Consider the following 24697-nt stretch of genomic DNA (forward strand, 5'->3'; position numbering starts at 1 on the left):
CCGGAAGATGGGTCAACGCCGGGCCGTGCCTGCGCCGCCGGGCGGCGCCCGGCCCGCGGCGCCGCGGCCCGGGCGCCGTCCCGCAAGCTTGACCAGGTCAAACGGGAGCATCGCCGCCAGTCCCAGGCCGACGGCCGCGGCAGCCGGCAGCGGGGCGAGCGGCGCGAACCCGAACAGCGCGGCGGGCGGCGCGGCGAACAGCACGAGCGCCAAAGCGCACAGGGCGGCGGCCGCCACCAGCCAGGCAACCCGGTTGGGCTGGCGCAGGCTCTCGGGCAGCGTCAGGGTCAGCGAGCGGTTGGTGAAGATCAGGCCGACGTTTGCCGCCACCAGCACGGCGAAAGCGAAGGCGCGTGCCTGCGGAGGCGGCAGGGCCGACAGCGCCCAGGCGTACGCGCCGGCGACCACCGCCAGCACGAGCAGGCCCTGTGCCAGGGCCAGCAAGAGCGCGCGCCGGTCGACCAGGGGCGCGTCGCGCGGGCGGGGCGCGCGGCGCATCAGGTCGGGCTCCTCCGCTTCGTTCTCGAAAGCCAGGGCGCAGGTGGGGTCGATCACCAGTTCCAGGAACACGATGTGCATCGGATGCAGCAGGATCGGCCAGCCCAGCAACAGCGGCAACAGGGCCATGCCGGCCGTCGGCACGTGTACGGCCACGATGTAGACCATGGCCTTGCGCATGTTCGCGTAGATATGGCGGCCGAGCCGGACAGCCCTCACGATCGATGCGAAATGGTCGTCGGTGAGCACCAGGTCGGCCGCCTCGCGCGCCACATCGGTGCCGCGCATGCCCATCGCGATGCCGACATGCGCCGCCTGCAGCGCGGGGGCGTCGTTGACGCCGTCGCCGGTCATGCTGACGATTTCCCCGGCCTCCTGCAGGGCGCGCACGATACGCAGTTTCTGCTCGGGTGCGACGCGCGCGCAGATGTCGGCGTGCGCCAGCGCCCGCGCCAGGGCCGCGTCCGGCATGGCGGCGATCTGCGCACCGGTCACGGCCGCATGCGCGCCGAGGCCGGCCTGGCGCCCGATCTGCAGCGCGGTCGCCGGAAAATCGCCGGTGATCATCATGACGCGAATGCCGGCCGCACGGCATTCGGCGACCGCCTGCGCGACCCCGGCGCGCAGCGGGTCGGCGAACCCGACCAGGCCCAGCGGCGCGAACGCGAATGCGCGAACGGTGTCCGGCCAGGCCGGCGCGTCGTGCACCGCCTGCGCCACCGCCAGCACGCGCAGGCCGCGCCCCGCCATTGCCTCGGCCGCCGCGAGCAACGGCGCCGCCGCCGCGGGCGCAAGGCGGCACAGGTCGGCAATGGCTTCGGGCGCGCCCTTGGCGGCGACCAGGGCGGGCGCGCCGCCGCCCCGATGCCAGCCGTGCACGACGGCGCGCATCCCCGCCTGCATCCCGTATTCGCGTGCGAGGGTCCAGCCGCCGCCCCGCGAGGCATCCGGGAATTCGGCGCCGAGCCGGTGCAGGGCCTGGTCCATCGGCTCGAAGCCGTCGATGCGGCTGGCCAGCATGCCTACCGCGAGCACGTCGGCGGGCGCGCCGGAAAGCGGCTGGCCGGCGCCGGGCCGCCAGTCGCAGCCGTCCGCATACAGGGCGGCGACACGCATCCGGTTCTCGGTCAGGGTGCCGGTCTTGTCGACGCACAGCACGGTGCTCGCACCCAGGGTCTCGATGGCGGAAAGCTGGCGCGTCAAGACCCGGGCGCGCGCCAGCCGCCAGGCGCCGAGCGCCGGAAACACCGCCAGCACCACGGCGAATTCCTCCGGCAGCATGGCTAGGGCCAGGGCCAGGCCGGCGAGCAGGGCCTGCAACAGCTCGCCGCCGCGCGCCAGGTGATACAGCACGAGCAGCAGGCTGAGGGCCGCGCCGCCCACGCCGAACAGGGCGATCACCCTCGCCATTTGCCGCTGCAGCGGCGAGCGTCCGGCCTCGAGACCGGCAAGAGAGCGGCCGATGGCGCCGATCGCGCTGGCCGCGCCGGTGGCGCCGACGAGCAGGACGCCATGCCCGCGCACCACGAGCGTCCCGCCGAACAGGGCCGCCGGGCTGCGGTCGGGTTCCCCGGCGCGGGCCGCCGGCGCCGGCCGGGTGGACCCGGCATCGCCCTCGTGCAGCGGGCGCTTCGCCACCGGTTCGGATTCGCCGGTCAGCAGCGACTCGTCGGCCTGCAGATCCTGCGCTTGCACGAGTTCGCCGTCGGCCGGAACCCGGTCGCCTTCCGCGACGACGCACAGGTCGCCGACGACGACTTCGCGGCTGTCGATCCGGCGCCGAGCGCCGTCGCGAATGACGGTGGCGGGCGGACTGCTGAGTTCGCGCAGGGCGTCGAGCGCCCGTCCGGCCCGGGTTTCCTCGAACAGGGTCATGCCGAGCGTGGCGAGCACCAGGGCGAACATCAGGATGCCTTCGTGCAGCTCGCCGAGTACCAGGTAGAGCAATCCGGCCGCGAACAGCAGCGCGAACATCGGCTCGCGCGCCGCCTGGCCGAGGTAGCCCAGCAAACCACGGCGCCGCGCCGACGGGATGACATTCGGGCCATCGTGCAAGAGGCGGCGGGCCGCTTCGTCGCTGCCGAGGCCGTTCGTCGTGTCCACCTTGCGCATCGATCATCCTTTGCCACGCATGGCGCTGCCGGCTTGCCCGGGCATCCGGCAGGCAGCGGGGCGGGCTGCCGGCATCATGTTCCGGCCTGCCGTTCGCCGCCGCCGGCATGCGGCGCATGCCGTGCATCCGGGCTCGCGGGACGATACACCAGCACCGGCACCGGGGCATAGGCGAGCACCCGCTGGGTGACGCTGCCGGCGATCAGGCGGCTCAGCCCGCGGCGCCCATGGGAAGCCATGAAGATCAGGTCGCACTGGTGCTGCCTGGCGGCGTGCAGGATGTTGTCGGCTGGCGCGTAGCCGTAGGCGGTGAGCGCCGTGCAGCGAACGCCCGCGGCGGAGGCTGCGGCCGCCACCCGCGCCGCATGGGCCTGCGCCTGTTCGAGCAGGACGTCGACCTGCAGTCCGGCGCCGCCGGCAAGCGCGCCTTCGGCCGTGAGCAGGACAGGTTCGGGTTCGGCGACCGCGAGGGCGAAGATCTCGCCGCCGCACGTCCTTGCAAAGGCGACGGCCGCATGCTCGGCCGCCAGCGAGAGGTCGGAACCGTCGGTGGGAACCAGAATCCGTTCAAACATGGCACGCTCCTCGTGGGCTGGATCTTGCGCGGATGGACGCGAGGCCAGCATGGGCGTAGCAACGCCACGAGTCTTTGATGCAGGTCAAAATGACTGGGATCGCCCGTTGTCGTCGGCCGTTTCCAAGTCACTGCCCGGCTGTTATTAACGGCGCCTGCGGCGCGCCGCTGCCAGCGCGAGCAGGCCGCCGGCGAGCATTGCCAGGCTGCCGGGTTCGGGTACGGCGGGCACGAGGTCCAGCCGTACGGACTGGCAGGCGCTCGTGGAGCCGAAGCAGGCGGTCGCCAGGATCTGGCCAGCGTCGTTGATGTCCTCGGCCCTTGTAATGGTCCAGCCCGGTTCAGGCAGGATCAGGTCGTTCAGGTTGGCCAGGACGCCGCCGCTGTATACGAACGCGCGGTACTGCAGGTCGTCGAGCGAGGGCTGGATCCCGACGATGTCGCCGGCGCCGTTAATGGCGAGCGCATCGCCGCCCGGGCCGCCGAGACTGCGCATGACGCCGCCTTCGTACACGTAAGGCTGCCCGAGTCCGGCATCGGGGAACCATGCCGAACCGACGATGGCGCCGGCATCGTTGATGTCGTTGGCGCTGTAGGCGGTCGCTTCGCCCGTCCGAAGCTGGCGCAGGTCGCCGTTGCGGTAGATAAAGGGAAGGCGCTGGCCATAGGGGCTGTCCGGCGGCGGCGCGAGTGCTGCATTGCCGACCACGGTCCCCTTGTCGTTCAGGCCGAGGGCGTCGCCCTGGTCGCCGCCAAAGGTGCCCAGCCCGATCATGGTGCTGCCGTCGTAGAAGAAGGGGCGTGACGTGTCACCAGGGAAATTGCCTGCCGTTCCGGCGACCTGGCCCTTGTCGTTGATGGCGTGGGGTGTGGCGTAGTTCAGGCCCGGCACCAGCCCGATATCCCGGAAACGGCCGTCGGAATAGATGAAGGCCGACGCGCCTGGATACATGTAATGTCCGGCGACGTCGCCCCGGTTGTTGATGGCGTAGGCCTCGACGCCGGGCACCAGCTGGCTGAGGTTGACGATCCCGCTGTCGCTCCAGATCCAGGCTTCGTTCTGGAGCGTGCGGCCGACGATCTGGCCGGCGTTGTTCATGTCGAATCCGACGAAACCGGTGGGCAGGAAGGTCACCCCGTAAGTCGGCTGCGCGGATGCGGCCGCGGGTCCGAGCAGGGCAAGCAGCAGAAGAAGGGCGCGAAAGGGTTTGCGACGTGTCATGGCCGTCTCCGATGAGTGAAGTCTGCTGTGAGCATGCGCTGTGCATCCTCGTAAAGCTTGCGCCGGATCAGACGTGTTCATCGCGGCGGGGCTGCCGCGCGAAGGCCGGCGCCGCGTGGCCGGGGCGTGGCTACGGTGTTGTACAATCAAAACGCATTCAACGCTCAACCAGGGTTCCCATGACACTTCCGGATGGTCCAGTGCCGGTCGAACAACGGCGCGATTCCGTGGCCCGCATGGTGGTGGTCACTGTTGGCCTGATTGTCGTGCTGGGCGTGCTGACGGCATCGATGCTGCTGCTCAGCTATCACGACGCCATGCGCGCCCAGCAGGCGTCGCTGCGCAATATCGCCATCGCATTCGCGGCGCAGACCATGGGCGTGGTCAGGGCGGTCGACGGCACCACGGTACGGGCGGCAAGCATCGTCCGCTTCCGCGGCGCCGCCGGCCTCGGCGAAGTGCTGCTCGATGAAAGCTCCGGCGGCGCCCTCGACAATATCCGCCGGCTCGCGGTCGTCGATACCGCCGGCCGCGTGATCGCCAGCATCGTGCCCGGCGCAGCCGATGCGGCAGCGCTCGCGCCGCTGGAGGCCCCATCCGCCGGCGCCGACGACGGCGCAGCGCTGCGCATTACGGTGACGAATATCGACCCGGCGAGCGGCCGGGCACTCATCAATTTCATGCGGCCGCTGCGTACGCGCACCGGGGCGCCGGCCGGCGCGGTCGTGGCACAGGTGGATTCGGCCAGCTTCCAGAGCCTGTACAGCCTGGTGGAACTGGGAACAGGCGGCTCGGTAACGCTGTTTCACCGGGACGGCACGATGCTGGTGCGCGGTCCGGCCTTTGCCGGCGGGATCGGGCGCTCCTTTCTCGACACGCCACTCTTTCGCGAGCAGTTGCCGCGCGCGTCGCGCGGCGGCTTCGCGACCCGCAGCCCGCTCGATGCTGCCAAGCGCCTGTATGGGTACGATGCCGTCAGTAAGTATCCCTTGGTAATCATCGCCGGCACGAACCGCAGTGCGGCGCTGGCGTCGTGGTACGGCCGGCTGTGGACCGCGGTGGCGTTTTACCTGCTGCTTTCCGGCGTACTGGCCTTCCTGGCGTGGCGGGTCGCGCGCGATACGCGGCGCCAGGCGCGCCTGATCGACCTGCTGTCGGCCAGCGAAGCCAGGCTCGGAAACAGCTTCGCTTATCTGGCCTCGATCATCGACGCCGTCGGCGCGCCGATCTGGGTGCTCGACGCGCGCCTGCGCATCGTCATGGCCAACCGCGCGTTCGGGCAACTGGTCGGACGCGCGAGCGGCGAACTGGCCGGCCTTGAAGAAGCGGCCGTGTTCGCGTCGCGCGATGGCGAACGCGCGCGGCGCTATCGCACGGTGCTCGAAGGCGGCGCCAGCGCCGAGTCGGTGGAGCCGGTTTCCGGCCGGGACGGCGAACAGCGCACGGTGATCCAGCTGACCACCCGGCTGGTTGCGGAAACCGGCGATATCCAGCTGGTCAGCGTGTTGACCGACATTACCGAGCGCGAACGCGCGGAGGCCCGGCTTGCCTACCTGGCCGACCATGACGCGGCCACCGGATTGCCGAACCAGGTGCGGTTCGGTCAACTGCTGGAAGCACGCCTGGGCCAGGCCGCGCGCAGCGGGCGCGAGCTCGCAGTGCTGGTCCTGGTGCTGGAGCGCCTGCACGAAATCGCCGACCTGCTCGGCCACGACGCCGGCGAGCGCGCACTCGGGCAGATCGGTGGCCTGATGCGCGAGGCGGCCGGCGTGGATGCCGTGGTCGCACGGGTCCGCGGCGCCGAGTTCGCATTGCTGATCGATGCGGACGAGGGGAGGCAGGCGGTCGAGCGCTTCGCCGTGGGCCTGCACGAACGCTGTTCGGCGCCGCTGCTGCTGGACGGCCGCGAGTTCTTCCTTGGACCGGTGCTCGGCGCCGCGTTGTTTCCCCAGGATGCCTGCGGTACCGACGAACTCTACCGTTGCGCACAGGATGCCGCCGCCGGCCGCGGGGTCGAGCTGGACCGGGCGATCCACTTCTTCTCGGGGCGCATGCACGGCGACCTCGATCAGCGCCTGACGGTGGAAACACACCTGCGCCGTGCGCTCGAGCGCGGCGAGATGCGGCTGGTGTTCCAGCCCAAGGTTAGCGTGGCCGGCTCGCATGTAGTGGGCTTCGAAGCCCTGCTGCGCTGGACCAACCCGGTATTGGGAGACGTGTCGCCGGTTCAGTTCATCGCAATCGCGGAACGCACCGGGCTGATCCTGCCGATCGGCGCCTGGGTACTCGAACAAGCCTGCCGCCTGATGGGGGAGTGGTCGCGCGCGCTGGCCTGCCCGGTCAGGATCGCCGTCAACCTGTCGCCGCGCCAGTTTTACCAGAAGTCCCTGTTGCCGACCATCCGCCGTTGCCTGGACGAGCATGGCGTGCCGCCCGGCTCCCTGGAGCTCGAGATCACCGAAACCGCGCTGATGAGCCGTGAGGAGGAAGTCGACCGTTTGATGCACGATATCCGCGCGCTCGGTGTCGAACTTTCGATCGACGACTTCGGCACCGGGTACTCGAGCCTGGCGTACCTGAAACGCTTCCCGGTAGCGCGGCTGAAGGTCGACCGCGCATTCGTGCGCGACCTGGGCCGCGACGAAGACAGCGCCGCAATCGCGCGTTCGATTGTCAACCTTGCACGCGGGCTGAAGCTCAAGGTGGTGGCCGAAGGCGTCGAGACACAGGGGCAACTGGCTGTATTGCGCGAAATGGACTGCGACGAATACCAGGGTTTCCTGTTCAGCCGCCCGGTGGAAGCGGCCGCCGTGCCCGCGCTGCTGCGGGGGCACATGCCGGATGCGACCGCTGCTGCGCGTTCGGACACGGCCGGCGCGGCGCGTTCCTGACCGTCAGGAGCGCGCCGCGCACTGCTTCTTGACTGCAAGCGGCAGCGGGTCGAGGCGCGCCACGGCGCAGTCCTCGTCCAGGCAGGCCCGGGCGAGGATCCGGCGTCGGTCGTTGATGTCGAAGGCGGACACCAGCACCCAGCCCGCCGGCATATTCGTCAGCTGCTGCAGGCCGCGCATCCCGGCCAGATCGTTCCGGGCTTGGCACGATGCCGATCGAGATCCGCAGCCTTGGGCGCTGCGATATCCCGCTGATCGCGGTCGAGGTGTCCTGTTCCGGGCACCGCTGGCGGCCGCGCAGCACGCCCGCATCGATGGAACGTTTCTCTGCGGCTAGCATCGCTGACGCGGGGAAGCAAGGCGCGCCCTCCGGGCGGCCGGATTCGTCCGCTTCCATGCCGGATATCGCCCCATGAGGTAACATCCTGCCTGACCGTCCGACCGGCGCATGTGTCCGCCGGTGCTGGCGTGGCGCCCAGCAGGTAGATTCGAAATCGGAATGCCACATCATTTTAGGAAGAACCATGAGCAGTAACAGTAATTTCAGCGACTCCGACGATTCCCAATTGCGCGCCGACGCGCTCGAATACCACCGTTCGCCGGTGCGGGGCAAGATCGAGGTGGTCGCCACCAAACCCCTGTCCAACCAGCGCGATTTGTCCCTGGCGTATTCGCCGGGCGTGGCTTACGCCTGCGAGGAAATCGCCGCCGACCCGGCCATGGCCGCCGAATACACCTCGCGCGGCAACCTGGTGGCCGTGATCAGCAACGGCACCGCCGTGCTCGGCCTGGGCAACATCGGCCCGCTGGCCTCCAAGCCGGTGATGGAAGGCAAGGGCTGCCTGTTCAAGAAATTCGCCGGCGTCGACGTGTTCGACCTGGAACTGGCGGAAAACGACCCGGATAAACTGGTCGACGCCATCGCCATGCTCGAGCCGACCGTGGGCGGCATCAACCTCGAGGACATCAAGGCGCCCGAGTGCTTCTACATCGAGAAGAAGCTGCGCGAGCGCATGAACATCCCGGTCTTCCACGACGACCAGCACGGCACCGCGATCATCTCCAGCGCGGCGCTGCTGAACGCACTGAAAGTGGTCGGCAAGGATATCGGCGCCATCAAGCTGGCCGCATCCGGCGCCGGCGCCGCGGCGATCGCCTGCCTCGACATGATGGTCAGCCTCGGCGTAAGACAGGAAAACATTTACGTCACCGACTCGAAGGGCGTGATCTGGCAGGGCCGCGAGGCCAGCATGGAAGCCAACAAGGCGCGCTACGCGCAGGCGACCGAGGCCCGCACCCTGGCCGACATCGTCGACGGCGCCGACGTCTTCCTCGGCTGCTCGACCGCCGGCGTGCTCACCGCCGAGATGGTCAAGAGCATGGCCGCGCAGCCGGTGATCCTGGCCCTGGCCAACCCGGAACCGGAAATCCGTCCGGAAGTGGCGAAGGCCGCGCGTCCGGACTGCATCGTCGCCACCGGCCGTTCGGACTACCCGAACCAGGTCAACAACGTGCTGTGCTTCCCCTACATCTTCCGCGGCGCCCTGGACTGCGGCGCAACGCGCATCACCGACGAGATGAAGCTGGCCTGCGTCGGCGCCATTGCGCGCCTGGCCGAGGCCGAGGCGAACGACACCGTGGCCGAAGCCTATGCCGGCCAGGACCTCAGTTTCGGTCCCGACTACATCATTCCGAAACCTTTCGATCCGCGCCTGATGGCCGCCATCGCCCCGGCGGTTGCGCAGGCCGCGGCCGACTCCGGCGTGGCCGCGCGCCCGATCGACGACATGGATGCCTACCGCGCGCGCCTGGGCGAGATGATCTACCACACCGGTTTCTTCATGAAGCCGGTGTTCGCCAAGGCCAAGGCTGCCGTGCGCCGCGTCGCGTATGCCGAAGGCAGCGACGGCCGCGTGCTGCGCGCGGTCCAGACCGTGGTCGACGAAGGCATGGGCAAGCCGGTGCTGATCGGCGCCGCGGCCGAGGTCGAGGCGGCGATCAGGGCGGCCGGCCTGCGCCTGCAGCGCGACGTCGACTACGAGCTGGCCGAGCTGGATGCGAGTGGAGATGCCACTCTGCAGGGTACGCGCCTGCTGAAGTCGGGCGCGGTCGATGCGCTGATCTGCGGCATGCAGGGCAGCTACGACAGCCACCTGGCCCACGTGCGCAGCGAGATCGGCACCGCACCCGGCGCCGGCGCGCTGGCGGCGATGAACGCCCTGGTGCTCGACAAGATGACCCTGTTCATCACCGACACCTACGTCAACGACGACCCGACGGCACAGGAACTGGCCGACATCACGCGCTTGGCCGCGACCGAGCTGCGCCACTTCGGCCTGGAGCCGAAGGCGGCCCTGCTGTCGCACTCGATCTTCGGCTCGTCCGAGAGGCCGTCGGCGCGCAAGATGCGCGAAGCACGCGCACTGCTGGCGCAATCGGCGCCGGAACTGGCCCTGATCGGCGAAGTACACGGCGACGCCGCGCTGTCGGAGGAGATCCGGCGCCTGTACCAGCCTGCCGGGGATGCGGACGGCGGCTTCGCCGGCAGCGCCAACCTGCTGGTGATGCCGTCGCTGGATGCGGCCAACATCCTGTTCAACGTGCTGAAGGTCGCGGCCGGCAAGGGCGTGACCGTCGGCCCGATCCTGCTGGGCGCGGCCAAGGCCGTGCACATCCTCAGCCCGAGCGCGACCGTGCGCCGTATCGTCAACATGACGGCGCTGGCGGTGGCCGGCGTGCGCTGACGGTGGATAAGCAGACGCAGGCCGGCTCGTTCCGGCCTGCGTCTGCAATAAAAAAAGCCGGGGCGCAGCGCCACCGGCTTTTTTTTTCGCAGCGTCCCGTCTGGCGCCGCTGTCCCGGGCGTCAGGGCATCAGGAGGCCGCCTCGACCTGCTGCGGCTGCCGCCCCGCTTCGCGCACAGCCGCGTCGGTAGAAGCCGCTGCGGGCAGCCGTTTCCACTCGCGGTACTCGACCAGCGACGGAACCCGCCCGATCGCTCCCAGCGGCGCGATCCCCATCTTCTCCAGCAGCGCCAGCAGCTCCGCCAGCACGGCCTCGCGCCGCAGCGACCAGGTCGAGGCGAAGCAGCGCCAGAAGGTCCAGCCGGCGCGCTCCAGCACGCGCTGGCGCGCCATGTCGGCCTGCCAGCGGTCCGGGCCATGGAACTCGTCGCCATCGAGTTCGATCGCCAGGCGCCGGTCGTCGGCGCCTTCGACCACCATGTCGATCCGGTAGCCGGCCGCCGGCACCTGCGGCACGACACGGTAGCCGCGCGCGAACAGTTCGCCGTACACGTCGCGCTCGAAGCCGGACTCGCACAGGGCCGCCAGGCTGGCGCTTTCCTCGTTGCCGTCCAGCGGCCGGGCGAAGTGCTCGAGCAGGGTGCGGCGCAGGTCCAGCTGCGACAGTTCCTCGAGCCGCACCGAGCGCACCAGGACCATGCGGTCGCGCGCGCGCGAAGCGGCCACGTTGAAGCGCTGGTCGTACATCGCGCCGGACAGCGCATGGTGGTTGTCGCGGTCGGCCACCATGCTCAGGAAGATGATGTCGCGTTCGCTGCCCTGGAAGATGCGGGCGTCGCCGCAGGCGAACTGGCGCCGCGCCAGCTCCACCGCGTCGCAGCGCGCACGCACCTGCCGGTCGATCAGCTGCGCCTGTTCCGGCCCGAGCAGCGATACCACGCCGAGCGTGCGCCCGGCCATCTTCGGGTCGCGCAGGATGGCCTCGATCTCGGCCACGATGCAGTCGGCCTCGGACGGGTTGTGGCCCTTGGCCGAGCGGTAGCCGCCGGGAACGTAGATGTCGACCAGGGGCGGGTCGAGCCGTTCCGAGGCGCGCGGCACCCGCACCGGTTGGATGAAGTCCTTGTAGAACACGCGGTTGCTGTAGGCGATGATCGGCTGCACGCAGCGGAAGTGCTCGCGCAGCATGACCTTCGAGGCCGCGAACACCGTCGAGGCGATGTCGTACAGCGACATGTCGGCCGTCAGCACGGCCTCGAACGGCTGGCCGGCCAGGAAGCGCCGGCGCAGGTCGCCGATCTTCGCGCTCGACACGAATGCGGCTTCGGGCGACACCTGCTTGTCGTCGCCGACCACCAGGATCTGCTTGCCGCGCAGGATCGCCGGCAGCGCCCACAAATCGGACTGGCTGGCCTCGTCGACGATCACGAGATCAAAAGCGCCGAGCGCCGCCGGCAGCGTTTCCGACACCCGCGCGTGGCTCATGATCCAGCACGGCACCGCGGCCTGGGCGTCGACCATGGCCTGCTGCGCATCGCGCCGGTAGCGCGCGGCGTTCACACCGGTGCCCTTGCCGAACTTGCGGATCGCGGTGCGGTAGGTTTCGAGTGCGCTCAGCACGTTCGGCCCGGCGTTCTGGCGCGTGGCCAGCCAGGCCGACTTCGACACCAGTTCCTGGTACAGGCGCGCCAGCGCCGTTTCCAGTTCGCGCCGGCGCGCCGCCAGGGCGCGCATCTCGTCACGCGCGTCGATGCTGTCGAGGTGGCTGCGCAGGCGCGCCCAGGTCCAGGCTTCAAGCCAGCGCGCCGGGAATACCGGGTCGTCGCCGGCATCGTCCTGGGGCACGCTCGCCACCCGCGCCGCCAGGCGCGTGGCGCCGCGGGCGGCAATCGCCGCCGCGAACGCCAGCATTTCCTTGAAGTCGTCCGCCAGCGCCTCGATCCGCGCCAGTTCGGCCAGCAGCGCGGCGTAGCTGCCCTGCAGCGCGCCGGCCGGCAGCTCGGGGTTGCCGAGATCGTGTTCGAGCAGCGCGCGCAGGCGTAGCGCCACCGGCCCGGTGGCGTCCGCCAGGCCATGCCGCAGCTGGGCCGCGCCCGCCGTGGCATGCGCCAGTTCGGCGCGCGCCAGGTGGCGGCGCAGCTGCTCGCGCACCTGCGCCAGTGCGTCGGCTCTCCCAAGCAGCGCCTCCGCCGGGAGCCGCTCGAATACCTGCTGCGCCAGCGGCGGCAGCTGGATGTCGAAGGTGCTGGCCAGCGTGTGGGCCGCGCGCGCGGTGCCGGCAATGGCCTCGATATGGCGCAGTTGGCCGATATCGGCCTGCAGCAGCGGCAGCGACAGGGGGTCGGCAAAGGCGTTCCAGCGCACGGTGAACGACAGCAGGCGCCCGTGCAGGGCGGCGAAGCGCGCCACATGGGCCCAGTCGGCGCTGCCGGCCGGGGCCAGGCCGGCGACGCGGATCGCGGCGATGTGCGGCTTGATGTCGCCCACGCCGAAGGCCAGCAGGCCGAAGGGCTTGCCGGTTTCGGCGGCGCGCGCGATCGCTTCCTGCGCCTTCGGCAGTTCGAGCGCTTCGCGCGGTGCGCTCACCGGCTTTTGCATGAATTCGGCGCGCGCCTGGAGCAGGGCGTCGAGTTCCGGGAACAGGGCTTCGAGCGCGCCGCGTTCGGTGGCGTACTGCGGGCGGCGCAGCTTCTCGCGCAGCGCATGGGCCCATTCATGGCCGGACTCGTCGAGCTGGCGCAGCAGGGCCAGGGCGGCGTCGAGCGCGGCGAGCATCCCTTGCGCCGCGCCCAGCACCTCGGGCGTGGGCGCACGCAGCGGCGCCAGCGCGCCGCTTGCCTCGTCGCGCTCGATGCCGCGCAGCGTCTGCAGCAGCGTGTGCAGCTGGCCGATGGCGCTCGGCGCCGGCAGGCTGTGGGCAGCGGGAAGGCGCGCCCGGCAGTAGACCAGGTCGGCGCCAAGGCGGCGCCGCAGCGCGCGCAGGCGCATGCCGGCTGCGTCGTCGAAGGGCGGCGCGTGATCGGGCGCCAGCGTCAATGCGTCGTCGAACCAGCCGAACTGCGCCTGGCCGTCGACCACCAGTGCGGCCATCTTCTGGGCGCGCATCGGCACGCCGTCGACGTCGATTTCCGCCAGCTGGCTGTGGGCGATCGCGTCGATGCGGGCGTCGATCTGCGCCATCTCGGCATGGGCGCGGTCGAGCGCGGTGCGGCAGGAGGCGATCTGCTCGGCTTCCAGCCCGCTGTCGAGGTGGGTGAGCGTGTGGATGATCGCCTCGATCGACGCCTGGAACTGGCGCATGCCTTCCTTGTCGCCGGAGAGCAGGGCCACCGTCAGCGGCCGCACCGGTTCCGGTATCTTGTCCTGCAAGACCTTCAGGGCCGGCTCGCCCTTCGAGGTGACGAGGATGCGCTTGCCCAGCGCCAGGTAGTGGCTGATGATGTTGGCGATGGTGTGCGTCTTGCCGGTGCCGGGCGGGCCCTGCACGGTCACGCCGGACGAACGTTCCAGTTGCTGGATGATCGTTTCCTGCTCGCGGTTGTAGGGCAGCGGAAAATACAGTTCGCGCGGCTCGCCGCGGACGGTCGGACGTCCCGACAGGCCGCGGAAGGCGATCGGCGGGTGCGCGATGACGGCGCTGTCGGGCCGGGTGACGATGCTGGCCGCCCCGGCGGGCAAATCGCCGTCGCCATCGTCGATGCGCTCCTTCAGGCGCGCGATGTCCTCGGTCAGGAAGTGGGTGGCGCGCGGGCGGGCGAAGATCACCCAGCTGCCGGTGACCACCAGGTCCGGCCCCGGCGCCGGCGCGCCGTGGGCGGCGCCTTCGTAGCGGGCGTGCGCCGAGACCGTGCCGGCCACGCTTTTCAAAACGGGCTCGAACGATGCCGGCTCAAAAGGCGACAGGCCGCCGCCTTCGGCCAGCAGCAGCGCACGCGCGGCGCGCTCGATGTCGCCGATGCCGGGAACGTCGCAGGCGGCAAGGGCGTCGAGTTCGAGGCGCGCGGGAACGGGCCGCGGCCCGAGCGTGATCGCATGCGAGTCGCTGTCGATCTCGATGTCGAGCGCCTGGGTCAGCAGCGGATAGTGAAAGTCGACGCCGGCGCCGTCGGCGCGCGGGATCTGCCACGACGACACGCCCACGCCCCACACCAGTTCCAGCGGGCGCACCGCTTCCTGCGCTTCCAGGCGCGTCTTCAGCGCAAACAGGTCGGCGTACAGCGCGATGACCTGGCGCCGCGGTTGTTCGCGCGCCGCCCAGTTGTGCCAGTGCGGCAGGTAGGCCCGCAGCAGGTGGCCGACGCGGGCGCGGCGCTCGAGGTCGCGCTGCTCGGCTTCGTCCTCGGCCACGACCTGCGCATCCTCGGCGCGCGCCGCCGCCAGGACAGGTTCCTTCAAGGCCGGGAGCGGGCCGGCCGGATCGTCGCCGATGTCGAGGAAGGCGGCCAGGTCGGGCTCGGACAGGATTGGTGCGCGCGTCGTTTCCAGCCGGTGCACGCGCAGCCAGGCATCGTCGCCTTCGCCGGCGCCGTCGACATTCAGGTCGACCCAGGGCAGGGTGGCCAGGTCGGACCAGATTTTCTTGAATTCCGTGACCCGGGACAGCGTGAATGCGGCGGGGTCGATGTCTTTGGCTTGCTCGACCAGGTAGTCGAGCAGCCCGCTCATGAGCTGGGCAGGGGTGTGCATGTGGTGTTGCGGCTGGGCGATAGGAGGGCGCGGGCGAAGCGGCGTAACGTGAGCGGCCGGTTGCGGCGTACATTGCCGCTCAGTTGCCGCTGAGTTGACGCAATTTTACCCTGCCGCGCTGCGAACGCGGTGTTCGCATCGAATCGCCCAGCCAGGCGGGTTGCAGCCGCCTTAGAGCCTGTCCCAGTCGGTACGGGGAAGCGGATGGCGATGCATGGCAAGCGCGGGCAAGGCGCGAGAAGGCCGCATGGCGAGCCACGGGTTTGCCAACTGCGCGACGAGCAACCCCGCCCCTGCTTGTCAGGCGCGCCAGCAGCGACCCGGGCCGGCTGGGATAGGCTCTTACTGCTTGAGTGCTTCGACCTGGATTGCCAGCTTCACGGTCGGGTTGAAGCCCATCTGCACCGCGTAGTCGATGCCGAAGTCGGCGCGGTTGAAGGTGGCCGAGGCGTCGGCGCCGCAGGCTTCGCGCTTGAACATCGGGTGCTGGATGCACTTGAACTGGTTGATGGTCAGCTTCACCGGCTTGGTCACGCCGTGCAGGGTCAGTTCACCGTTCACTTCGGCCGGCACGTCGCCCTTGAAGGTGATCGACTTCGACTTGTAGGTCGCGGTCGGGAACTTGGCGACGTCGAACATGTCCGGACCCTTGGCGTGCTCGTTCATCTTTTCGTGGCCGAAGTCCAGGGTGCTGGCATCGATGACGATGTCGACGCTGCCGGTCTTGGCGGCGCGGTCGAGCGTGATGCTGCCGCTCGTCTTGGTGAACTTGCCGCGCCAGACCGACAGGCCGCCCATGTGGTCGGCTTCGAAGCTCGGGAAGGTGTGGTTCGGCTCGATCGTGTAGGTGTCGGCGGCAAAGGCGGTGCCGGTGGCGGCGAGGGCGGCAAAGGCGGCAAAGGTGGCAGCTGAGTGCTTGAGGTTCATGCGTCTGGCTTTCGGTGGTGTGGATGACCGTGACACTTTAACTGTTCCGCCAGGCATGAATAAGCCCCTGATACGGATAACACTGTTCCATTTTATGATGCAATGCGCAGGGTTCTTGCCTCATGCGCCACGGTCGCCCCATTACCCTTCGTCCCCCCGGTCCGCGACAAGGGGTGCGTCAATCAAGGCCGTGATCCTCTCGCACGACCATTACCACCACCTCGACTGGGGCGTCGATGCCAGCAAGGTGCGCGAGCACGACTGGTGGCAGGAGACGGAACTCGATGGCGTGCGCTTCGTGGCCACGCCGGCCCAGCCGACGTCGCCCGATGGAAGCCGGCGCCTACGACAGGCAGTCGGGCGTGCCTGGTGGCGCGAGCTTCACCAAGCGGCTCCCGTATACTCGGCGCATGAACATCGACGAGGAGGGGCGCATGCGTCCGGAAATACTGGTACTGGGGTCGGGCTGGATGCCTGAGGTGAGCGCGGAGCTCGAACGCCGTTTCGTGTGCCACCACCTGGCGCAGGTGGCGCCGCAAGAGCGGCAGGCCTACATCGCACGGGTCGCTCCCGGCGTGCGCGGCGTGTTCACCAGCGGCACTGTCGGCATCGACGCGCAGCTCGCCGCGCAATTGCCGCAACTGGAAATCGTCGCCGTGCACGGCGTCGGCGTCGATGCGGTCGACTTTGCGGCGTTGACCCCGCGCGGCATCCCGGTCACGAACACGCCCGACGTGCTCACCGACGACGTCGCCGACCTGGCGGTGGCCCTGCTGCTGGCCGCGGCGCGACGTGTGCCCATGCTCGACCGCTACGTGCGCGACGGCGGCTGGGAAGCGAAGCGGCCCCTGGCGCCCAGCCGCGCCCTGCGTGGCAAGGTGGCCGGCATCCTCGGCCTGGGGCGCATCGGCCAGGCGGTGGCCACGCGCCTGGAAGGCTTCGGCATGCAGATCCGCTACCACCAGCGCAGCACGGCGCCCGTCGCGTATCCGCGTAGCGCTTCGCTTCTGGACCTGGCGCGCGACAGCGATTACCTGATCGTCTGCGCGCCGGGCGGTCCGGGCACGCAGCACCTGGTTAACGCCGAGGTTATCGACGCGCTCGGGGCTGAAGGCACGCTGGTGAACATCGCGCGCGGCTCGCTGGTCGACGAAGCGGCGCTGGTGGCGGCCTTGCAGGCGGGCCGCCTGGGCGCGGCCGCGCTCGACGTGTTCGAGGATGAACCGCGCGTGCCGGCGGCGCTCCAGGAGATGGACCAGGTCGTGCTCACGCCGCACGTGGGCAGCTTCACGCTGGAAGCGCGCACCGCGATGGGCATGCTGGCGATCGACAACCTGCTGGCCCACTTCGCCGGCGCGCCACTGCGCACGCCGGTCGAGCGTACTAAAACCTAGTGTGCCAATAGCACCGGCAAGGGCGCGCGCTCGAGCAGGGTGCGCGTGACGCCGCCGAGCAGCAGTTCGCGGTAGCGGCTGTGGCCAAAGGCGCCGCTCACCAGCAGGCTGCAGCGCTCGGCGATATCGAGCAGCGCCTGGCCCGGCGCCGCCGCCGTGCGTTCTACCACCACCTCCACCTTGACCCCATGGCGCGCGAGCCAGGCCGCCATGTCGGCGCCCGGTTCCTCGCCGTGCAGGCCGGCTTCGCGTTCCGGATTGACCAGCGCCAGGCGCACCGTGTCGGCTTGTACCAGCAGCGGCAGCGCGGCGCCGAGCGCGCGTAGTGCCGGCACGCTGCCGTCCCAACCGGCGACGACCGTGCCGGTGAGCGGCTGGCCGGCATAGGCGGGCGGCACCACCAGCACCGGACGTGCGCTGTGCAGCGCCAGGTACTGGGGCAGGGCGCCCACGGCGCCGCCGTCCGGCCGGTCCTGGCCGGTCACGACCAGGTCGGCGTAGCGCGCCTGCAGCAGCAGGGCTGCGCGGCTTTCGTCCTCGACCAGGCGTTCCTCTAACGAGGCCACCCCGAGCCGGCGCGCGCGTTCGCCGAACCGGCGCAGGCTGGCGCGCGCACGCTCGCGCATGGCGTCGAACTCGTCGGCCGGGGCCACCGCCATCGAGCCGGTGAGCAGGGCGTAGGCCGGCCAGCTGAGGCCCGTGCTGGCGCTGCCGACCAGGTGGGCGCCATGCGCATTCGCGAGCCAGGCCGCGGCCTGCAGGCGCGCGTCCAGCTGCGGGTCGTCGTCGACGTGCACGAGGATAGTCTTGAACATGGGCTTCCCCTGTGGCGGATGCTGGGCGGCGCGCTAGCGGCCGGAAGCCTTGCCGCTGCTGCGCACCACGATCTGTACCGCGGTGATGCGGTCGTGGCGCGCGAAACGCGCGGCCGAACCGCCCGGCCTGCGCAGGCGCGCGCCGGCGCCGACCAGCGCCAGGTCGGCGGTGAAGCGGTGCAGCGACAGGATCGCATCGAGCGCGCCCAGCGCCTCGCGCCCGAGCGCGGTGTCGCCGGCCTCGATGCGCGGCGTCACGCGGTGCAGGGCGCACAGGGCCAGGGCATTGTCGGCCAGGTGGGCCTGCAAATTGCCGTGGCCGCTGCATTCCATCAGCGTTTCCTCATGGCGGAACACGGCTTCGACCTCGGCCACCAGGAGCGGCCAGCCGGCGATGAAGGCATCGTCGGGTGCGGCCGCCAGCTGGCCGATGCGGGCGCACAGCAACTTGCGCGCGTGCCGCATCGCACTCCCGATCACATGTACCCGGTTATCGGAGCCGTTGCTACGCATCATGAATGTTCCCGTATTGAGCCAGCGCCTGAAACGGTCAGTTTCGGCGCGTCAGACGGCGCGGGTTTGATTCAAATCAAAGTGTAGAAGCTCCATCGGGAACGCATGTCGACGCCTGTTTACGCGCCGCTCCAAGAGTTCGCCGGGGAATCTGTATTTGTACAAATGAATCTTGCGGGTTAAAATACCTTTCTGTCAACGCGGGCACCGTGTCCGTGTTTCATCGCAACGGTAGCAGCCGTTTGCACCACTCCCTGGCAATCGCCGGCGTCCCGCACGCCGCATCCGATTGTGTTCGCCTTGTGCAACCGGTTCCGCACACCCACCAGGTCGGCGCAGCAGCGCCGAGCGCATCGCTCTGAAAGGACGAAGACGATGACTGTCGTAGCACCCCGCTGGCCCACGCGCCTGCAACCGAATAACTTTGTGCTGGCCACCGATCTCGACGGCACCCTGCTGGCCGGCAGCCCTGACGCCCGGCGCCGCGTGCGCGAGCTGTTCGCGGCAAAGGAGGCCGGCGCGCGGCTGGTGTTCGTCACCGGCCGCGGCCTGGAGTCGATCCTGCCGCTGCTGTCCGACCCCACCATCCCGGTGCCCGACTACATCATCGCCGACGTCGGCGCCACGGTCGTGCATGGCGATCTGCGCCCGGTAGGCAACCTGCAGGACGAGATCGCCGCGCGCTGGCCCGGTTCGCAGGCCGTGCTTAAGGCCCTGGCCGGTTTTCCCGGCCTGCGCCGCCAGAGCGTGCCGCAGGAGCGGCGCTGCTCGTTCCTGGCGGGCGAAGCCGAGGTCACCCCGGCCCTGCGCGCCGCCGTCGACGCCCTCGGCTGCGACCTGCTGCTCTCGGCCGGCTGCTACCTCGACGTGCTGCCGCGCGGCGTCGGCAAGGGTCCGGCCATCCTGCGCTTGGCGCAGGCCGTGGGCCTGGACCCGGCCACGATCGTCGTCGCCGGCGATACCCTGAACGACCTGTCGATGTTCGAGACCGGCCTGCACGGCGTGGTGGTCGGACGCGCCGAACCGGCGCTGGTGGAAGCGGTGCGCAAGCGCCCGCTGGTCCACATCGCGGCCGGCGAAGGCTGCGACGGCATCCTCGAGGGCCTGGCGCACCACGGCGCCCTGCAGGCCGCGGGCGAAGCGCCTGGCGCCGCGCCTGCAGCTGCGCCTGCAGCCGATAAGCCGCGTGGACGCGCCGGCCTGGTGATGGTCTATCACCGGCTGCCCTACGACGAAGTGCTGGAGGACGGGGTGCTGCACCAGCGCCGCCCGCGCAGCCCGAACGGCATCATCCCGACCCTGCTGCGCTTCTTTGCCGGCGAGCGCGAAGGTTCCTGGGTGGCCTGGTCGCAGCAGCCCAGCCGCGCGCCCGACGGTTTCCAGACCCATGCCGCGGTCGATCCGCAGCGCTACCCGCGCCTGCAGGCCGCGCGCATCGCGCTCACGCCTGAAGACATCGACATCTTCTACAAGAAGTTTTCGAAGGAAGCCTTCTGGCCGATCATCTTCGGCTTTCCTGACAAGGCCGAATTCAACCAGGCCCACTGGGAGCGCTACCTTGAAGTGAACCGCCTGTTCGCCGAGCAGGCCGCGCGCGAGGCCGGGCAGGGCGCCACCGTCTGGGTGCACGACTACAACTTGTGGATGGTGCCGGCCTTCTTGCGCCCGCTGCGTCCGGACCTGCGCATCGCCTTCTTCCACCACACGGCCTTTCCGTCGAGCGACGTGTTCAATATCCTGCCGTGGCGGCGCGACATCATCGGCAGCCTGCTGCAATGCGACTACGTCGGCTTCCATATCCCGCGCTACGTCGAGAATTTCGTCGACGCGGTGCGCTCGTTCGCGCCGGTCGACGTCTGCGGCGCCATGCCCTGCGCGCCGCGCTTCCTGACCTATGGCTGCGCGCTCGGGGTCGACACCGTGACAACCGCCATCGAGGCCGGCGGACGCCGCGTCGGCCTGGGCGCCCATCCGGTCGGCACCGATGCCGCCATGATCCAGGACCTGGTCGCCACGCCGGCCGTGCAGGCAGGGTGCGCGGCGATCCGCGCTTACCTGGGCGACGTCACCGGCATCGTCTCGATCGAGCGCCTCGACTACGTCAAGGGCACGCTGGAAAAGCTGCAAGCCTTCGAGCGCCTGCTGGAGCGGCATCCCGAGCACCGGGGCAAGGTGACCCTGCTGAACATCATCACCCCGGCCGCGCCGGGCATGGAGATCTACGAAAGCCTGCGCGTGGAAGTCGACCGCACCGTGGGCCGCATCAACGGCCGCTTCTCGACACTGGACTGGGTGCCGGTACGCTACTTCTACCGCTCGTTGCCGTTCGAGGAAGTGATCGCCCATTACGCCGCCTGCGACGTCGCCTGGATCACGCCGCTGCGCGACGGCCTGAACCTGGTGGCCAAGGAATTCGTCGCGGCCAAGCGCGCCGCTGGCAGAAATGGCGGCAGCGCTGGCGTGCTGGTCCTGTCGGAATTCGCCGGCGCCGCGGTCGAGCTGCACGGCGCCCTGTTGACCAACCCCTACGATGCGAACGCGATGACGGCCACGCTGCACCAGGCCCTCAGCATGGGGGAGGACGAGCGCGCCTACCGCACCGCGCGCATGGGCATGATCGTGGCCGAGCACGATGTGGCGCGCTGGGGCGACGACTTCCTGGCGGCGCTCGAGGCCAGTGGCGCTTCCCCGGCCGCGGATGCGGCGTGAGGAAGGACTGACATGCACTTTCTCCTGACCAACAACGACCTGCAATCCTGGCTGCTGGCGGTGGCGATCCTGGTGGCCGTGATCGTGCTGCTGTACGGCGCCAAGGCGCTGCTGCTGCGGCGCCTGACGCACATTGCGCCGCACACCGACACCTACCTCGACGACCTGGCCATCAAGATCCTGGCCAGCACCCAGCCGCTGTTCATCTTCCTGATGGGCGTGTACTGCGGCGCCCAGGTCCTGAGCCTGCCGCCGCGTACCGACACCATCCTGCACCACCTGTCGGTGACCGTGTTCCTGCTGCAGGCGGCGCGCTGGGGCGACGTCGGCATCAAGGGCTGGTTCCACCATTACCGGCTGCGCCGCAGCGCCGAGGACGCGGCCAGCACCACCTCGACCGCAGCGCTCGGCTTCGTCGCGCGCACGGTGCTGTGGGTGGTCATCCTCCTGATGATCCTCGATAACTTCGGCGTCAACATCACGACCCTGGTGGCCAGCCTCGGCATCGGCGGCATCGCGGTGGCGCTGGCGATGCAGAACATTCTCGGCGATCTGTTCTCCTCGCTGTCCATCGTATTGGACAAGCCCTTCGTGGTGGGCGACTTCATCATCGTCGACGACGTGCTCGGCACCGTGGAATACGTGGGCCTGAAGACGACCCGGCTGCGCAGCCTGGGCGGCGAGCAGATCGTGTTCTCGAACAGCGACCTGCTCAAGAGCCGCATCCGCAACTACAAGCACATGCAGACGCGGCGCATCGTGTTCACCATCCGCACGCCCTACCAGATCACGAAGGCGCAGCTGCTGGCGGTGCCCGCGCTACTGCGCGAAGCGGTCGAAGGGCAGGAGATGGCGACCTTCGACCGCGCCCACTTCAAGGGCTACGGCACCTCGTCGCTGGAATTCGAGACCGTGTACTACGTGAAGAGCGGCGACTATGGCGTCTACATGGATGTGCAGCAGGCGATCAACGTCTTCCTGTTCGAGCGCTTTGCGGAGCAGGATATCCCGTTCGCTTACCCGACCCAGCTGCTGAAGCTGGACCAGCCGGACGAGTGGATGACGGTTGCGCGTCGCGAGGAGCGCCGGGCCGCCAACGGCTAGGCTTCCCGCCCCGGGCACGCAGTATAATGTGGCCCGCTTGCCGGAATGGCAAGCGGGAACATGGATACCGGAGATCGAAGAGATGGAGGGGCAGGGGTTTCTGCTGACGCGGCACTGGCAGGACACGGATGCCGGCGTCGAGGTCGACTTCTGGCTGGCCACCGATGCCGGCCCGCGCCGCGTGCGCGTGGCGCTGCAGCCGGCCATCGCCTTCATCCCGCAGGAGCAGCGCGAGGCCGCCGAATTCGTGCTGCGCGGCGAGCGCCGGGAGCACGGATGGGAGCTGCGCGCACTGCAGCTGGCCGACTTCAAGCACCGTCCGGTGCTGGGCCTGTACTGCCGCCACTACCGCCAGCTGCTGCGCCTGGAAAAGCGGCTGCGCATGCAGGGCGTGGCCGTGTACGAGGCCGACATCCGCCCGCCCGAGCGCTACCTGATGGAGCGTTTTATCACGGCGCCGGTGACTTTCAACGGCAATGCGCCGGACGCCGATCCGCGCCTCATCGACGGCCAGGTGAAACCCGCGCCAGGCTACCGCCCCAGGCTGCGCCTGGTCTCGCTCGACATCGAGACCACCTCGACCGGCGAACTGCGCTCGATCGCGCTCGAGGGCTGCGGCCAGCGCCAGGTCTACATGCTCGGCCCACCGAACGGCGACCCCGCCGGCCTCGACTTCGACCTCGACTACTGCGCCAGCCGCGCCGAACTGCTCGACCGCCTGGAAGCCTGGTTCCGCGAACACGACCCCGACGCCATCATCGGCTGGAACCTGATCCAGTTCGACATGCGCGTGCTGCAGGAACACGCCGAGCGCTACAACCGCCCGCTGCGCCTGGGGCGCGACGGCAGCGCCATCGAGTGGCGCGAGCACAAGGGCGACGGCGAGCATTACTTCATCTGCATCGCCGGGCGCCTGGTCATCGACGGCATCGAGGCCCTGCGCTCGGCGACCTGGAGTTTTCCTTCGTTTAGCCTGGAGTCGGTGTCCCAGATTCTGCTGGGCGAGGGCAAGGCGATCGACAACCCCTACGACCGCATGGCCGAGATCGACCGCATGTTCGCCGAGGACAAGCCGGCCCTGGCGCGCTACAACCTGCAGGATTGCGTGCTGGTGACGCGCATTGTCGAAAAGACCGCGCTGCTCGACTTCCTGCTGGAGCGCGCCAGCGTCACCGGCCTGGCCGTGGACCGCAGCGGCGGTTCCGTCGCCGCCTTCGAGCACCTGTACATCCCGCTGATGCACCGCCAGGGTTTCGTGGCGCCGAACGTGGGCGACGTGGCCGGGGGCGACAGCCCGGGCGGCTTCGTCATGGATTCGCGCTCGGGGCTGTACGACTCGGTGCTGGTGCTCGACTACAAAAGCCTGTACCCGTCGATCATCCGCACCTTCCTGATCGACCCGGTGGGCCTGGTCGAGGGCCTGCGCGAAGACGAAGCCGGCACGGTGCCGGGCTTTCGCGGCGCGCGCTTTTCGCGCACCCGGCACTGCCTGCCCGGCATCGTGCGCGGCGTGTGGGAAGGGCGCGAAGCGGCCAAGCGCGAGCAGAATGCGCCGCTGTCGCAGGCGCTGAAGATCATCATGAACGCCTTCTACGGCGTGCTCGGCGCCTACGGCTGCCGCTTCTTCGATCCGCGCCTGGCCTCGTCGATCACGCTGCGCGGCCACGCCATCATGCACCGCACGCGCGAACTGATCGAGGACGCGGGCTATCAGGTGATCTATGGCGACACCGACTCCACCTTTGTGTGGCTTGGCGCCGCCCACGACGACGCGCAGGCCGAACGCATCGGCCGCGCCCTGGTGGCGCAGGTGAACGCCTACTGGCAGACCCACCTGAAGCTGGAACTGGGCCTGGACAGCGTGCTCGAACTCGAATACGAGGCCCATTACCGGCGCTTCCTGATGCCGACCGTGCGCGGCTCGGACGAGGGCAGCAAGAAGCGCTACGCCGGCTTGACAGGCACGCCCGGCGGCGGCGAGGAGATGGTCTACAAGGGCCTGGAAACCGTGCGCACCGACTGGACGCCGCTCGCGCGCAGCTTCCAGCAGGCGCTCTACCTGCGCATCTTCAAGGGCCAGCCCTACGAGGACTATGTGCGCGAGACCGTGGCGCGCCTGCTGGCCGGCGAATGCGACGACGAGCTGGTCTACCGCAAGCGCCTGCGGCGCCGGCTCGACGAGTACGAAAAGAATGTGCCGCCGCACGTGCGCGCGGCGCGCATCGCCGACGAACACTATCTACGGCAAGGCAAGCCGGCGCTGTACCGCAAGGGCGGCGGCTGGATCCGCTATGTGATGACCGTGTCCGGCCCCGAGCCGCTCGAAGCGCTGCGCTCGACGATCGACTACGAACACTACCTGACGAGGCAACTGGAGCCGATCGCCGATGCGATCCTGCCCTTCCTGGGTGACAGCTTCGCGCGCCTGACCAGCAGGCAGGGCGCCTTGTTCTGACACATTGCCGATTCATCGCGGTACGCAGGACGAGTTCCCACCCTGCGCGGCAT

14 protein-coding genes are annotated in these 24697 nt (G+C 69.5%); 6 read left to right on the forward strand and 8 right to left on the reverse strand.

Annotated elements, in window-relative coordinates; translation table 11 throughout:
* Positions 1-12: 12 nt before the first annotated feature.
* The 3 genes from ACWYRN_RS20775 to ACWYRN_RS20785 form a co-directional block, all read right to left on the reverse strand.
* Positions 13-2610, reverse strand: a complete 2598-nt coding sequence (locus tag ACWYRN_RS20775; protein WP_488689596.1) for a cation-translocating P-type ATPase — start codon at positions 2608-2610, stop codon at positions 13-15.
* 74 nt (positions 2611-2684) lie between these two features.
* A complete protein-coding gene (locus ACWYRN_RS20780) occupies positions 2685-3185 on the reverse strand; it encodes a universal stress protein (protein WP_488689597.1) in 501 nt (166 codons plus the stop codon).
* A 144-nt stretch (positions 3186-3329) separates the two neighbouring features.
* Positions 3330-4319, reverse strand: a complete 990-nt coding sequence (locus ACWYRN_RS20785) for a PEP-CTERM sorting domain-containing protein (RefSeq protein ID WP_488689599.1) — start codon at positions 4317-4319, stop codon at positions 3330-3332.
* Between the two features lie 266 nt (positions 4320-4585).
* Here ACWYRN_RS20785 and ACWYRN_RS20790 point away from each other — a divergent pair, with 266 nt between their 5' ends.
* Positions 4586-7297, forward strand: a complete 2712-nt coding sequence (locus ACWYRN_RS20790) for a bifunctional diguanylate cyclase/phosphodiesterase (protein WP_488689600.1) — start codon at positions 4586-4588, stop codon at positions 7295-7297.
* 3 nt (positions 7298-7300) lie between these two features.
* Here the strand turns inward: ACWYRN_RS20790 and ACWYRN_RS20795 are convergent, their stop codons facing one another.
* Entirely contained in the window at positions 7301-7477 is a 177-nt protein-coding gene (locus ACWYRN_RS20795) for a hypothetical protein (RefSeq protein ID WP_488689602.1), read from the reverse strand.
* A gap of 344 nt (positions 7478-7821) precedes the next feature.
* Between ACWYRN_RS20795 and ACWYRN_RS20800 the strand changes: the two genes are divergently transcribed.
* On the forward strand, positions 7822-10041 hold the full coding sequence (locus tag ACWYRN_RS20800; protein ID WP_488689603.1) for an NADP-dependent malic enzyme: 2220 nt from the start codon (positions 7822-7824) through the stop codon (positions 10039-10041).
* Between the two features lie 129 nt (positions 10042-10170).
* Here the strand turns inward: ACWYRN_RS20800 and ACWYRN_RS20805 are convergent, their stop codons facing one another.
* Both ACWYRN_RS20805 and ACWYRN_RS20810 read right to left on the reverse strand, forming a co-directional pair.
* Positions 10171-14727 carry an AAA domain-containing protein gene (locus ACWYRN_RS20805; protein WP_488689604.1) on the reverse strand — a complete coding sequence of 1519 codons (4557 nt, stop codon included), beginning with the start codon at positions 14725-14727 and terminating at the stop codon, positions 10171-10173.
* 342 nt (positions 14728-15069) lie between these two features.
* Positions 15070-15654: a YceI family protein gene (locus ACWYRN_RS20810; protein ID WP_488689605.1), complete on the reverse strand. Its 585-nt coding sequence runs from the start codon at positions 15652-15654 to the stop codon at positions 15070-15072.
* Between the two features lie 434 nt (positions 15655-16088).
* Here ACWYRN_RS20810 and ACWYRN_RS20815 point away from each other — a divergent pair, with 434 nt between their 5' ends.
* Complete coding sequence (locus tag ACWYRN_RS20815; protein WP_488689606.1) at positions 16089-17048, forward strand: 2-hydroxyacid dehydrogenase; 960 nt, start codon at positions 16089-16091, stop codon at positions 17046-17048.
* Here the strand turns inward: ACWYRN_RS20815 and ACWYRN_RS20820 are convergent.
* On the reverse strand, positions 17045-17863 hold the full coding sequence (locus ACWYRN_RS20820; RefSeq protein WP_488689607.1) for a universal stress protein: 819 nt from the start codon (positions 17861-17863) through the stop codon (positions 17045-17047). The genes ACWYRN_RS20815 and ACWYRN_RS20820 overlap by 4 nt on opposite strands.
* Positions 17864-17896: 33 nt before the next feature.
* A complete protein-coding gene (locus ACWYRN_RS20825) occupies positions 17897-18379 on the reverse strand; it encodes a hypothetical protein (protein ID WP_488689608.1) in 483 nt (160 codons plus the stop codon).
* Between the two features lie 372 nt (positions 18380-18751).
* Between ACWYRN_RS20825 and ggpS the strand changes: the two genes are divergently transcribed.
* From ggpS to ACWYRN_RS20840, 3 genes are all read left to right on the forward strand, one after another.
* The gene (gene ggpS / locus ACWYRN_RS20830) at positions 18752-21085 is read left to right on the forward strand and encodes a glucosylglycerol-phosphate synthase (RefSeq protein ID WP_488689609.1); all 2334 of its coding nucleotides are present in this window, start codon (positions 18752-18754) and stop codon (positions 21083-21085) included.
* A 12-nt stretch (positions 21086-21097) separates the two neighbouring features.
* Positions 21098-22189, forward strand: a complete 1092-nt coding sequence (locus ACWYRN_RS20835) for a mechanosensitive ion channel family protein (protein WP_488689610.1) — start codon at positions 21098-21100, stop codon at positions 22187-22189.
* A gap of 82 nt (positions 22190-22271) precedes the next feature.
* Positions 22272-24644: a DNA polymerase II gene (locus ACWYRN_RS20840; RefSeq protein ID WP_488692855.1), complete on the forward strand. Its 2373-nt coding sequence runs from the start codon at positions 22272-22274 to the stop codon at positions 24642-24644.
* Positions 24645-24697 lie beyond the last annotated feature (53 nt).

This window comes from Massilia sp. BAP21 (genome assembly GCF_057801335.1).

What these genes read in the sequence shown, in the direction of transcription:
- ACWYRN_RS20775 (WP_488689596.1), bottom strand. Translation starts at nt 2,610, where the DNA reads ATGCGCAAGGTGGACACGACGAACGGCCTCGGCAGCGACGAAGCGGCC.
- ACWYRN_RS20780 (WP_488689597.1), bottom strand. Translation starts at nt 3,185, where the DNA reads ATGTTTGAACGGATTCTGGTTCCCACCGACGGTTCCGACCTCTCGCTG.
- ACWYRN_RS20790 (WP_488689600.1), top strand. Translation starts at nt 4,586, where the DNA reads ATGACACTTCCGGATGGTCCAGTGCCGGTCGAACAACGGCGCGATTCC.
- ACWYRN_RS20795 (WP_488689602.1), bottom strand. Translation starts at nt 7,477, where the DNA reads ATGCGCGGCCTGCAGCAGCTGACGAATATGCCGGCGGGCTGGGTGCTG.
- ACWYRN_RS20800 (WP_488689603.1), top strand. Translation starts at nt 7,822, where the DNA reads ATGAGCAGTAACAGTAATTTCAGCGACTCCGACGATTCCCAATTGCGC.
- ACWYRN_RS20805 (WP_488689604.1), bottom strand. Translation starts at nt 14,727, where the DNA reads ATGCACACCCCTGCCCAGCTCATGAGCGGGCTGCTCGACTACCTGGTC.
- ACWYRN_RS20810 (WP_488689605.1), bottom strand. Translation starts at nt 15,654, where the DNA reads ATGAACCTCAAGCACTCAGCTGCCACCTTTGCCGCCTTTGCCGCCCTC.
- ACWYRN_RS20815 (WP_488689606.1), top strand. Translation starts at nt 16,089, where the DNA reads ATGCGTCCGGAAATACTGGTACTGGGGTCGGGCTGGATGCCTGAGGTG.
- ACWYRN_RS20820 (WP_488689607.1), bottom strand. Translation starts at nt 17,863, where the DNA reads ATGTTCAAGACTATCCTCGTGCACGTCGACGACGACCCGCAGCTGGAC.
- ACWYRN_RS20825 (WP_488689608.1), bottom strand. Translation starts at nt 18,379, where the DNA reads ATGATGCGTAGCAACGGCTCCGATAACCGGGTACATGTGATCGGGAGT.
- ggpS (WP_488689609.1), top strand. Translation starts at nt 18,752, where the DNA reads ATGACTGTCGTAGCACCCCGCTGGCCCACGCGCCTGCAACCGAATAAC.
- ACWYRN_RS20835 (WP_488689610.1), top strand. Translation starts at nt 21,098, where the DNA reads ATGCACTTTCTCCTGACCAACAACGACCTGCAATCCTGGCTGCTGGCG.
- ACWYRN_RS20840 (WP_488692855.1), top strand. Translation starts at nt 22,272, where the DNA reads ATGGAGGGGCAGGGGTTTCTGCTGACGCGGCACTGGCAGGACACGGAT.